The sequence below is a fragment of the Myxococcus sp. CA033 genome, assembly GCF_013336625.1.
In the GTDB taxonomy this organism is placed as follows: Bacteria; Myxococcota; Myxococcia; order Myxococcales; family Myxococcaceae; genus Myxococcus; species Myxococcus llanfairpwllgwyngyllgogerychwyrndrobwllllantysiliogogogochensis.
In genome coordinates this window covers 1-11,707 of sequence record NZ_JABUMU010000012.1, presented here as the reverse complement: position 1 = coordinate 11,707, position 11,707 = coordinate 1, and the positions used below count along the sequence as shown (strand labels likewise).

General features: G+C 70.3%; 10 protein-coding genes. All 10 read right to left on the bottom strand.

The window, feature by feature from the left end; genetic code table 11:
* Positions 1 to 12: 12 nt before the first annotated feature.
* Positions 13 to 861: an EamA family transporter gene (locus HUA78_RS25605; RefSeq protein WP_254623897.1), complete on the bottom strand. Its 849-nt coding sequence runs from the start codon at positions 859 to 861 to the stop codon at positions 13 to 15.
* A gap of 455 nt (positions 862 to 1,316) precedes the next feature.
* Entirely contained in the window at positions 1,317 to 1,877 is a 561-nt protein-coding gene (locus HUA78_RS25600; RefSeq protein WP_174477357.1) for a hypothetical protein, read from the bottom strand.
* Positions 1,878 to 2,357: 480 nt separating this feature from the next.
* The gene (locus HUA78_RS25595) at positions 2,358 to 4,025 is read right to left on the bottom strand and encodes a hypothetical protein (protein WP_254623896.1); all 1,668 of its coding nucleotides are present in this window, start codon (positions 4,023 to 4,025) and stop codon (positions 2,358 to 2,360) included.
* A gap of 304 nt (positions 4,026 to 4,329) precedes the next feature.
* Entirely contained in the window at positions 4,330 to 5,133 is an 804-nt protein-coding gene (locus HUA78_RS25590; protein WP_174477356.1) for a heme ABC transporter ATP-binding protein, read from the bottom strand.
* Positions 5,130 to 6,227 (bottom strand): iron ABC transporter permease, encoded by a 1,098-nt coding sequence (locus tag HUA78_RS25585; protein ID WP_174477355.1) that lies wholly within the window; start codon positions 6,225 to 6,227, stop codon positions 5,130 to 5,132. Before HUA78_RS25585 ends, HUA78_RS25590 begins: the two co-directional genes overlap by 4 nt.
* Positions 6,224 to 7,141, bottom strand: a complete 918-nt coding sequence (locus tag HUA78_RS25580; protein WP_174466104.1) for a hemin ABC transporter substrate-binding protein — start codon at positions 7,139 to 7,141, stop codon at positions 6,224 to 6,226. Before HUA78_RS25580 ends, HUA78_RS25585 begins: the two co-directional genes overlap by 4 nt.
* A complete protein-coding gene (locus HUA78_RS25575) occupies positions 7,138 to 8,229 on the bottom strand; it encodes a hemin-degrading factor (RefSeq protein WP_174462958.1) in 1,092 nt (363 codons plus the stop codon). Before HUA78_RS25575 ends, HUA78_RS25580 begins: the two co-directional genes overlap by 4 nt.
* A gap of 32 nt (positions 8,230 to 8,261) precedes the next feature.
* Positions 8,262 to 8,984 (bottom strand): HmuY family protein, encoded by a 723-nt coding sequence (locus HUA78_RS25570; RefSeq protein ID WP_174454723.1) that lies wholly within the window; start codon positions 8,982 to 8,984, stop codon positions 8,262 to 8,264.
* 27 nt (positions 8,985 to 9,011) lie between these two features.
* Entirely contained in the window at positions 9,012 to 11,150 is a 2,139-nt protein-coding gene (locus HUA78_RS25565) for a TonB-dependent receptor domain-containing protein (protein WP_254623895.1), read from the bottom strand.
* Between the two features lie 138 nt (positions 11,151 to 11,288).
* Complete coding sequence (locus HUA78_RS25560; RefSeq protein WP_254623894.1) at positions 11,289 to 11,513, bottom strand: hypothetical protein; 225 nt, start codon at positions 11,511 to 11,513, stop codon at positions 11,289 to 11,291.
* Positions 11,514 to 11,707 lie beyond the last annotated feature (194 nt).

Sequence of the window (11,707 nt, the reverse complement as noted above, 5' to 3'; positions counted from 1 at the left end):
GCTGGGCGACTGCTACGCGGGCATGCCGAGCAACACCGCGCCCACGGAGACGAACGCCGCGCCCACGAGTTGGCGGCGTCCCAGCCGCTCTCCCTGAAGCGCGGCCAGGGCCAGCGCGAAGGCGATGGACGTGTTGCGCAGCGTGAGCACCGCCCCTGCCCCACTGTCGTTCAGCGCCGAGAGCAGCAGCGCGAAGGACAGCATGCAGATGGCCCCCGCGAAGACGACCAGACCGGGACGGCTCCACGCCTCTCGCTGGAGGGTGGCCCACCCCATCTGCCGGCTCCGCTCCAGCACCAGCACGGGCAGCGCGACGAGCAGGCCCGTGGTGAAGAGGGCGGGTGGCTGCGCGCCGTCCGAGAGCGCCATCTTGTAGCTCAGGTGATAGCCGGCGATGGCCACCGCCGACAGCGCGGCCCACGCGACTCCGGACGCAGCGGGCCCCGTGGGACGCGACAGGTGCATCACCGCGAGCCCACCACCCAACACCACCGCGCCCGTGACGGTCCACGCGGAGATGGGCTCACCCAGTGCCAGCACGGACACCGGCCAGACCAGGAGCATCGCGCCACCTCGCGACACCGTGTACGCGAGGCCCAACGGTGCGCGGTGCAGGGCACGGGACAGCGCCGCCAGATAGACGCTCTCACAGGCGCCTGCCCCGAGCGCCCATGCGAGCCCCACCGTGGAGGGGAACGCTTCCCCTTTCATGCCGAGCGCCCACAGACCACCGCCCACCACCGCCACGGTGATGACGCCCACCACGCCTGCCTCGGGATTCGGATGCTTCTTGAGCATCGCGTTCCAGGACGCGTGAAGGAACGCGGACACCAACACCAACCCCAACGCGACGGTCTGCAACGGACGAGGCTCCTGGACAGCGGCGAAGGCTCGTATCTAGCGCGTCGCCGTGCGCCTCGCAGTCCTCATGAGAGGAGAGGCACACTCCTCGTCATGCGAGGGGAGCACAGTCCTCGTCGGAGTTCGCCCGAACCGTCGGTGCGTCGGCCGCGGACAAGCGAGCAGACAGGGAAGGCTCGGCAGGCGACTCACCGCGTGGCGTGAGGAGCCCACTGCTCGGGAGAGAGGCGCACCGCTCCTTCCGCGAGAACAGGAGCGCGGAGCATCAGTCCACTCGAAGAAGCGGTGCCCTTCTCGGGGAGCGGTGCTTCGCGCGCGGCGAGGACACACAAGCCACTCGCTCCACTCTCGGGGCGACGAGCCCCCACGAGGAGGCTTCGCATCTCCCGCAAGGACTTGAGCAGGGTGCGCCTGGCGGAAGCGCGACAGGCTTCGCTCACCTCATCACAGCTCACTCAGGGAGCGGCATCCTCACCGGAGTCCTCGGAGTCCCCCGACACGTCTCCCGAGAGGAAGCGCGCTGGCAGGACAGGCCCCGTGGGCGAAGGACGCCGCTCGACGAGGTGCTGTCGACCGAAGGTGTAACGCGCCTCCGCATGGGCTCCGAAGGCCGAGCCTTCCGCATGAGCCACCAGCACGAGGTCCGTCCGCGGCACCACCCCCGGCGTCACGCTCACCACGCACGGCACCGCGCGCACATCCTCACCCTCACCTTCCGGCAGCACGAAGTCCGTCGTCCCCTCGATGAGCCGTGCCTCTGGAGGCAGCACGATGCTCACCGCGATGGGCACGTTGAACCCCGCCCTCCGCTCGACTTCGGCCACGAGCCGGAGTCCTCCGCCCTCGGCGTCCACCACGCGCCAGTTCACGCGCATCGGAGCGGGCACTCGCGTGGTGAGCCCCGCCAATGAACCTCCGCTCAACGCGGTGGCCGCGCTGTCGTCCGAGGACTCCTCCGTGTGCTCCTCGCCAACCGCCACGCCTCGCGGATGCACGCGGTGGACCGCATCGCGCACCAGACCGGCGCCTCCAGACTTCCCCTTCGACGGTGACGCGGTCGACATACGTACCGCCGACACAGACCTCGATGCGGACACCGGAGTTGCTCGAGTCCGCGTCGCGAGGCGCGAAGCATCCTCCCTCTTCGCGGGATCACTCAACGGAACATCGTCTCTCTGGGAGAAGGGAGGTCGAGGTTCGGGAGGCTTGCGCAGTCGGCCTCGGGCTCGCTCCACCCCCGAAGCCACTCCCGCCGCAAGTGCTCCAATCAGCGCCAGGGCCAACACCGCGCCCGCGATGCGTCGTCGCGACGTCATGGGCACGCTCCCCGAATGGCACGCCCCACGCGCGCTCGGGCAACGAGCCCCACCACGTCGAACACCGACACAACATCAGGGCGAACGAGGGCCTCCCGGCCATCCCGCCGGACACGTTCCATCATCGACACCGCGGACTCCAGAACTGGCCCCTGCCGCTCCAACTTGCGCATCACAGCCTCACCGGCACAGGGGCTCATGGCTGGGATACGGATACGCCAGGGTCGGCTCGGTGGCCGCGTCCATCAATGCACGCGGGTAGCCCTTGCACATCAATGTGTCCAGGAAGTCCGCGAGACACGGCGCGGCCTCCGTCGTCTCCACCACGTCCACCTGCCTTCCCTCCACCATCCTCCACGTGTGCTTGCGATACCCCCGCGCCCACGGCGCCAGGTTCATCGCCGGAGCCGCGAGCGCTTCGTACAAGACCTGCCGCGACGGCGTACCGGTGCCCAGCCGATAGAGCATGGCGGCCACCTCGTTCTCCTCGATGGACTGGAGCAATCCGTCCTCGGGCTTCGGCCGAGACCACGCGACCAGCTCTGGTGAACGCGTCTCCAGGTCCAGCCAGAACATCGTCCCGCCCTGCCTGTCGTAGTAGCGGGGATTGCCTCGCGTGTCGGAGCTGAACCACGTGGCCCAGCCCTCACTCCATGCCTGGCCCGGGAAGGTGGGCACCCCGACATAGTGAGGCCCACCCTCGGAGGGGCTCGTCCCGTGGCTGGCCATCGCCCAGTGCCCCAGCTCGTGGAGCACCATCGCCTCGGACCACCACGCCGCGTCGGAGTCTCCCGGCAGCCAGAGCTGCGCGCCCCAGCGCCGCCCCGCCGCCGTCACCTGCCACGGCGCGAAGCACGCCCCACACGACCACGTCGTGCCGAAGCCCAACCACGCCACCACGGGCAACCCCGTCCGGCCAAACCGCTCCCGCGTGCCATTCCACGCCGCGCTCAGCGCCTCGAAGACCGCCGCCGCGCCCGAGCCCTCCGACTCCTCGATGGCGACCACGGGCGCGTCCATCAACTCCCGCGTCGGGCGCGCCCAGCTCCACAGCCGCGCGGAAGCCCCCGGCGTCACGGGCAGCGTCTGTGGCCCAGACAGGCCCGGGTCCGCCACCGCGTAGTCCACCGTGCCGGGCTTCCCCTGCCCCGCCGCGTACACCACGACGAGGTCCTCCGGGCCCACCTCCGTCGGCAGGCGCACGGTGAAGCGCCCCACTGAGTCCGTCACCCCCAGGTCGATGAGCGTGCCCGCATGGAAGGACGCGACGAGGAAGCCTCGGGCCGGCACCCACTCCGTCTCCGGCGTCCAGTCGTGGAAGGCCGCGTCGGGCAAGCGGCGCTCGTAACGCGCGACACCGCTCAGCGTGCGCCCGGGCGCGCCGCACCAGCCCCGGTTCCCTTCCGCGACACAGCCCGCCTCACATCGCTGTTCGAGCCAGCGCCCCGCCGAGCACCGCTCCAGCGCGCCCATGTCCGAGCAGCGCGTGGTGCTCTCCACACAGGCCGCGCCTGGCTCGCAGTGCGCGCCATCGGAGGATTGCGATTCGACGCAGGCCTCGCTCACCGCGCAGTCCTCGCGCGCGAGCTGTCCGTCGTGACAGCGCTCCACCACGCGAGGCCCCAGACACCGTCCTCCGACAGGAAGCGCGCCGCAGTCGACCTGGGCCCTCACGGCTTCCTCGGGCCCGGTGGAGCACGCGCTCATCCGGCAGGCTTCGTCGGAAGCCTCGCACGCGGCATCACACGGAACGGCTCCCGAGCCCGCGCCACACGCCAGCAACCCCACGCCCAGCGCCCAGTACACGAGCGCCCACCCACTCGCGCGAACAGCCGACTCGAAGCCCAACGCCGTCCCACCTCCACGTCCGCCACACTGGTGACGGGTGCGCGGCAGGACAACATGGTGCCCTCGAAGAACAGCATGAGCAGGAGACGCGGGGGTCCCCTGCTTGCCCGCATTCACCGTGTCGCAATGTCAGACATCCGACACGACAGGCTCTGTTTCCAGCCTGCTCGTCTGCTCAGGGGCAGGCAGGCCCATCGACAAACACTCCTCGCGGGGGCGGGCGCCCGGCGGTGCGACATGGAGGGAGGCCGGGTTCGCCGCACACCCCCGCGAGAAGCAACTCACGAAACTTGAAGACACCCGCTCATGGATGATGCGGGGCCCGGCCCGAGGGAATGATGAAAGGCGCGGGTGAGTCTGGATACTCGACGACACGGACCTGCAGACCGAAGGTGCTGGCGATGAGCTCCGGACGGAGAACCTGGGCGGGAGACCCCAGCTCCACCAGCTTGCCGTCCGCCAGGACAGCGATTCGATGCGCATAACGCGCGGCCAGATTCAAATCGTGGAGCACCGCGAGCACCGCACCTCCGTCCCTCGCGAAGTGCGTCGCTTCCTCCAGGACGAGGTGCTGATGCGAGAGGTCCAGGCTCGACGTCGGCTCGTCGAGCAACAGATAACGATGACCGTGCTCGGGTGCCTCCCAGAGTTGCGCGAGCACGCGCGCGAGCTGCACCCGCTGACGCTCTCCCCCTGAGAGGGAGGTGTACGGCCGCGACGACAGGTGCCGGATGTCCATCACCTCCAGCGCGGCCTGCGCCGCAGCCATGTCCGCGCTTCCTTCGCCCCGCGTGGCGTGAGGGCTGCGTCCCAGCAGCGCCACCTCCAGCACGGTGAAGCCGAACCCGAGTGACGACTCCTGGGGAAGCACGCCCAGCCGCAACGCGCGCTCCCGGGGAGGCCACTTCAACAGCGGGCGCCCATCCAGCAGCACCTCGCCCACGGTGCAGGGAAGTTCCCCGGAGAAGGCCGAGAGCAGCGTGGACTTGCCCGCGCCGTTCGGCCCCACCACGGCGAGGACCTCGCCAGGCACCAGGTTCAGCGACACCGGTCCCAGCGCGCGTCCCCGGCCTCGCCACACCTCGACTCCCCGTGCCTCCAGGCTCATGACATCCCCCTGCCGCGCGCCAGCATCGAGATGAAGACAGGAACGCCCAGCATGGACGTCAGCGCACCGACGGGAAGCTCCTGGGGCACCGCCGCCGTGCGCGCCAGCACATCCGCGGCGACGAGCAACGCCGAGCCCAGGAGCGCCGAAGCCCCCATCAATCGCCGGTGGTCCGGCCCGAGCGCGAGCCGCAGCAGCGCCGGAACGAGCAACCCCACGAAGCCGATGATGCCCGTGACGGACACCGCCGCGCCGACGCCCAGCGCCGCCGCGAGGATGAGCCGTCGCTTCAGCTTCTCCACGTCCACGCCCAGGTGCCATGCCTCGCGCTCTCCCAGGAGCAGCAGGTTGAGCGAGCGGGAATCCCTCAGCAGCAACACCAGCGCGATGAGCAGCGGCACCGTGGACGCCGCCACCACGCTCCAGGAGGCGCCGGCCAGGCTGCCCCAGGTCCAGAAGGTGATGGTGCGAAGCTGCGCGTCGGTGGCCATTTGCGTGAGCAGGCCAATCCCCGCGCCCGCGCCCGCGCTCACCGCCACGCCCGCCAGGAGGATGCGCGCCGTCTCCGTGCGCCCACCACCCCCGCCCAGCCGCTGCGCGAGCAACGTGGCGCTCAGCGCTCCCAGGAACGCCGCGCCCGGAACCACGAGCAACCGGAACGGCCCCAGCCGCGAGCTGAGGGCCACGTCCATGACGATGGCGGCCACCGCGCCCAGGGCCGCGCCGCTGGAGGTCCCCAGGAGGCCCGGCTCCACGAGCGGGTTGCGGAACAACGCCTGGAGCGCGGCGCCGCTGGTGGCCAGCACCGCGCCCACCATCACCCCGAGCACCACTCGAGGCAGACGGATGGACAGCAGCACCGCCTGCTGCATCGGCTCCAGCCGATATCCCGTCTCCAGCCCCAACGCCTCCAGCGCACTGCCGAACAGCCCCAACAGTGGCACCCGGTACGAGCCCACCGAGAGCGACGTGAGCGTGACGACCACGAGCGCGGCGCCCAGCACGAACCACGGGCGAGGACGGCCACCAGGCACCCTCACCTGCTCCCGCGCCGGATACGTCGCGGGAGCGGGAGCCACGTCCGAAGCGCTCATGTCCCGTCCTGCGCCGGAAGTCCCATGCCGTCCTGCAAGCGCTGCACGGCCTTGCCCAGCTTGGGCCCCAGGCTCATGAAGTGGACATCCTCGATGGTGGTCAGCTTCCAGCCCTGGACCTGGGACAGGCCAGGGACCAGCCGAAGTCCCGCCTCACCTCCAACGGCCTCCAGCGAGCCGCCGGGAAGCAGGATGATGTCGGGCGCCGCGCCAACCACGGCCTCGGCCGTCAGCGGCCGGTGACCGGTGTAGCCCGTCACGGCATTCACGCCCCCCGCAAGCCGGATGAGCTCATCGGTGGCCGTGTCCTTGCCCGCGACCATGAGGGCGTTGGCGCCCCGGGCATACAGCGCGAGGATGCGCTTGGGCTTCGCCTGCTTCGCCGACGCGGCACGAGCAGCGGCGCGCTTCAGGTCCGCCTCCAGCTCCGCGACGAGCGCCTCACCCTCGGACACCCGGCCCAGCTTCGTGGCAATCGTCCGGATGCGCTGCCGTGCCACATCCAGCGTGGGCAGGTTGGACAGCACCACGACTTCCATTCCCGCCGTGCGAAGCTGCTCGAGGACACCAGGAGGTCCCGCCTCCTCCGACGCCAGCAGCCACGCCGCGCCGAGCGCGAGCAGGGGCTCCGCGGCCAGCGCGCGCTGGTAACCCACCTTGGGCCGGCTCCGGGCCACGGGCAGCGCCAGACTGGTGTCGTCCACGCCCACCACCTGCGCTCCCGCGCCGAGCGCGAACACCGTCTCGGTGACAGCGGGCCCCACCGTCACCAGCTTGGGCGCGGCGGGGACCGGGGCCGTCTTCGCCGCGACGGGAGCAGGTGCCGCCTTCGCGGCGGAGGGTGCGGCCGGAGCAGCAGCCAGCGCGGACCGCGACAGCAGCAGCGCGGCCAGGAGCACTGTCACGCGATTCATGACGCCACCCCGGTCGCGGGCAGCGCGGCGATAAGCTCCTCCATCAGCGCCCGCCATTCAGGCTGCTCGGGGATGCCGGGCTTCCGCTTGCCGAAGAGCAGCGCGATGTTCTCACCGGCCGCGTCGAACAGCTCCAGCGAGGTGACGACGCCGTCACGCGTGGGCTTGCGGACAATCCAGGCCGTGTGGACGTGGTCCGTGCGCAGGTGCAGGTTGAAGCTCGGGTCCAACACGTTCATCCACGGGCCCATGGCGCGCACGGTGTGCACGGGGCCGGTGTGAATCTGGATGGCACCCGGGTTGCCGACGAACACCATGATGGGCAGGCCCGAGGCCGCCACCTTCTCCAGCACCCACGTCAGCGAGGAGGTCGCCACGGGCGTGGTCAGCTCGTTCCCCACCAGCCGGAGCGCCTGGGTCCGCGCCACCTTGAAGCGGCGCAGCAGCGGGAAGAAGTCGTGCGTGTCCTGGAGCGCGCGCCAGCCGGACACCAGACCCTCCACGTCGATGTCGCCATCGGGCCGGGGAGCCTCCGCCGCGGTGGCCGCCTCCACCGGCACCCCGCGCGACTGCTCCGCGTGGGTGTAGTCCTCCACCAGTCGCTCGAACGCGCTGACGCCGGACTCGTCCTCCAGGTAGACCTTGTGAACGGCCATGCCCGTGCCGTCGAAGAAGTGCAGGCTGCGCCGCGTGCCCTCCGGACGGACCTCTCGGAACGCGAAGCCGAAGCGCCAGCGCGTGAGGAACAGCCGCAGGTCGATGTTCTCGTCCAGCACCAGCGCGACGGCGCCGTTCACCTCGACGTTGCGGTACAGGCCGCGCTTCTCGTGCACGGCGCTCTCGTTGCGCGTGAGCGTCATCACCTTGCCCAGCGACTCCAGGCGCGGCAACAACGTGTCGAGGCGCAGGTCCAACCGGACGACGTCTTCACCCACACCGGTGGCGAGCAACTGCGCCTCGCTCACGCCAAGTTGCTCCGCCGCGTCACGAATACGGGTGCGCGGCTGTTCCTCGCGCAGCGACTGCCAGCGCTGACGGAGGGCGGTGGGCTCGAGAGAAGACGCCGGCGAAACAGGTTGGGAAATCATGGCAGACACCAGGGGAAAGGAAGACTTCGACTTCAGTGAGACGCTTCGACAGGGAGACCGCTGGGAGAGACGCCATCCTCGAGCGCGCCAGCCGAGACGGGCGCCGTCACCTTCGTCCAGCGCAGCTTGAGCATCGCGGGCGTTCCGGCGTCGTCGTAGTAGGACAACATCTCCACCTTGAAGTACGCCTTCGAGTCGGAGCGCACGACGTACACCTGCGCGCGCGGGGACAGCTTGTGCGTCGACACGTCGTAGGCGTACCAGGCGCCGTTGGCCTGGAAGACGGTGTCCGGGTCCACGCCCTCGTCGTCGCCGTCATCCGCGTCGACCGAGTAGCCGCCCGCGGGCGCCTGGGTGAGCTGGGCGAAGTCCTGCGAGGGCAGCACCGCCACCTCCACGCCACCCGTGCCATTCACGCCGCCGCGCGAGCGGATGCCAAAGCGCTGGAACGACAGGTCCCACGTCGCGTCCGCGCTCGCGCTCACCTGCAGGCCGGTGTCCAGGTCCAGGCCCACCCAATCCGTCTTGCTCGTGGCGTCGACGACGGTGGTGATGGAGCCGTCCGTGTTGCCCACGTGGCGCACGTGCGTGCCGTTCGCCGGCACCTCGACGCCCGGCTGCTCCGGCGTGTTGTCATCGTCGTCCCCAGGCGTGGGGACCAGGTCGTCACCGCAGGCGGACAGCAGGCCAGACAGGCACAGGACCGCGGCGGCGCGGCCGAAACGAGACACGGAGAAGAAGGTGGGGCGGGACATTCAGGCTCCTTGAAGGTTTGGGGTGACTCACAGCCGGAACGAGAGGCCGGCCTGGAAGGTGCGTGGCGGAATGGGCAGGTCCGTGGGATTGCCCGCGTCGGCGAGGTTGGAGCCGAGCACGAAGAACTGGAGCGACTCGCGCGCCCTCCAGGCGATGCGGGCGTCCACCGTGACGTAGGCCTCCGACTTGTAGGGATTGGCGACGCCGTCACCATCCGTATCCGGATAGAAGGGACGCTTGCCCACGAGCGCCGCGCGGACCCACGTCTCCAGGCCCCACTCGCGGTGACGCCACGTGGCCTGCGCGGTGAGCCGGTGGAGCACCTGACCTTCCAGCGCCCGGTCCAGCTCCTCGTCGTGTCCGTCGGTGAGCGTGTAGGCCATCTCGCCGGACAGGCGCCACGGGAAGCGCTGGCGCAAGCCCAGCTCACCGCCACGCACGCGCGCACGCGCCACGTTGACGTAGGTGAAGAGCTGCTGCTCTCCGCCCTGCTGGAGCGTGGTGCCAATCATGTCGCGCAACGCGTGCTGATACGCGCTCACCCAGATGAGCGAGGCATCCGACGGCCGAACCTCCGTGGACACACTGAAGCTGCGCGAGCGCTCCGGCTTCAGGTCCGGATTGCCGCGCACCGAGTAGCCGACGCTGGGGTTCTCGAAGTCCAGCAGCAGCTCCTGGAAGCCCGGTGCCCGGTAGCCCCAGCCGTAGCTGCCTCGCACGGTGAGCCAGGACAGCGGGTCCACCTTCGCCGCGAGCCGAGGCGTGACGGCCGTGCCGAACTGCGTGTCCACGTCCACGCGCGCGCCCGGGACGACCACCAGCTTGGGACCCGTGGCCAGCGTCCAGCTGTCCTGCGCGTAGAGCGACGCGCGGCCCCGGTCACCCTCGCCCGTCTCCAGCCGGTCCGCCACCAGCCACTCGCCCAGGAGCTCCGCGCCGACGACGAACGCGTGACGTTCGCCCACGCGCGCGTCGAGCTGCGTGCCCAGTCGGCCCTGCTGCTCGCGCGTGTCCTCCACCGTGTCCAGCGCGGAGGCGCGGCGCTGGTCTCTCAGGTAGCGACGCTGGAAGTGGGAATACGAACCCTCCACCCGGAGCGTCGCGCCGCTGTTCAGCTTCCAGGACGGCGCCAGCCGCGAGTTGATGGACGTGTCGCGGCTCGCCCTGTCGAACACCGCGCCCGCGACGCCCAGGTCGACGCCGCGCTGGGTGCGTCGGGAGAAGCCGGCGGACCCTTCCAGTGACAGGGGACCTTCGCCCTTCAGGTCTCCGCTGGCGGAGACGTCGAAGCCCTCCAGGCTGCTGCCCGTGGTGCCGACGTCCGCGGGCTCCAAATCGTAGGACGCACGGCGCTGCAAGCCACCGCTGAGCCGCAAGCCCCAGCTCTCGCCTCGCGCCTCGCCCGTCGCATCCAGGTCCAGCCGCTCCAACTCGCCATAGGCCACGCGCAGCTCACCGCCGAGCGGCTTGCGAGCCCGTCGCGTGATGAAGTTCACCACGCCGCCCACGGCGTCACTGCCGTAGAGGACCGATGACGGCCCCTTGACGATCTCCACCTGCTCCACGTCCTCGAGCGACAGGCGGGACAGGTCCACGCTGCCGGCGACACGGCCCGCGACGCGCTCTCCATCCACCAGCACCAGCACGTACTCGGGCCCCAGGCCCTGCACCTGGAGCGACGCTCCGGCGAAGGTCTGCACCACCTCCAGGCCTGGATGCGCTGCGAGCAACTCCGACGCATCCCGCGCGCCGCTCGCGACGATGTCCGCGCGGGTGATGACCTCGGTGGCCACGGGCGTCTCACCCAGGCGCTCCTGGGTGCGCGACGCCGTCACCACGGTGCGCGCCACCGGCACCTCGTCTTGCGAGGTCTCGGCGGGTGTCGAAGATGCCGAGGTCGTCGAGGCCCCTGGACCCGCGACGACCTCGGCCTGCTTCGACACTTTTGCCGCATCCTCGGAAGCGCTCGACTCGGCGGAGACAGGCTCGGCCGCGACAGGCGCTTGCTCATTCAGGGACGGATTCGACGCGGGAGAAGGCTGCTCCGCCTCGGCGGACACCGCTTCACCCGGGGCCGCGGCCTGCGCCAGTTCGGGCGACGCGCGGCCCCACGCCACCTGGGGGGCGGCGCAGGCCAGCACGAGGAGACACCAACTCCCACGCATTCAACGTCCTCCGGCTCATGGCCGGTGGGACTCCACTTCCGGATGGAATCCCCGCGGGGCGCTGGGCTCAAGGGCCTCTGGCCTCAGTCAACTCTCGATACACGCCGGGCCTGGTCACGCCCGGGCACTCCCACCTGCTCAGCCGCCCGTGTTCGGCGCGCTCCCACCACCCGGCGGTCGCTCCAGCGGCACCACTCGCGTGCGGTGGCAACGACGGCACTTCAGCTCCACACCCTCCGGCACCAACCTCGCCAGCAGACTCCCGCACAGGCACCGCAGCTCGTCCGCTCCACCGCCCTGCTGGCACCCGTCGCTCATCACCGCTCCGCTGTCTGAAACGCGACGGACGATATTGATACTCATTATCAAAGTCAAACCATTCAGACGGGCAGTGTCCTGGGGTGTACAGGGGCGGCCAGGAAGCGGACTGCTAGTACCTCGGCACAGAGGTTCTGACCGATTGGTTTTGAGCGACTCAGCGTAGGACGGGCAGAAGTTCCGGGGCCAGCAGCAGTTCAATGCTGCGGGCCTGTCCGGCGCTGCGCCGGATGAGCCCC

Excerpts from the sequence above, each read along its gene's own strand:
- HUA78_RS25590 (WP_174477356.1), bottom strand. The coding sequence starts at position 5,133 with ATGAGCCTGGAGGCACGGGGAGTCGAGGTGTGGCGAGGCCGGGGACGC.
- HUA78_RS25575 (WP_174462958.1), bottom strand. The coding sequence starts at position 8,229 with ATGATTTCCCAACCTGTTTCGCCGGCGTCTTCTCTCGAGCCCACCGCC.
- HUA78_RS25560 (WP_254623894.1), bottom strand. The coding sequence starts at position 11,513 with ATGAGTATCAATATCGTCCGTCGCGTTTCAGACAGCGGAGCGGTGATG.
- HUA78_RS25570 (WP_174454723.1), bottom strand. The coding sequence starts at position 8,984 with ATGTCCCGCCCCACCTTCTTCTCCGTGTCTCGTTTCGGCCGCGCCGCC.
- HUA78_RS25580 (WP_174466104.1), bottom strand. The coding sequence starts at position 7,141 with ATGAATCGCGTGACAGTGCTCCTGGCCGCGCTGCTGCTGTCGCGGTCC.
- HUA78_RS25585 (WP_174477355.1), bottom strand. The coding sequence starts at position 6,227 with ATGAGCGCTTCGGACGTGGCTCCCGCTCCCGCGACGTATCCGGCGCGG.
- HUA78_RS25565 (WP_254623895.1), bottom strand. The coding sequence starts at position 11,150 with ATGCGTGGGAGTTGGTGTCTCCTCGTGCTGGCCTGCGCCGCCCCCCAG.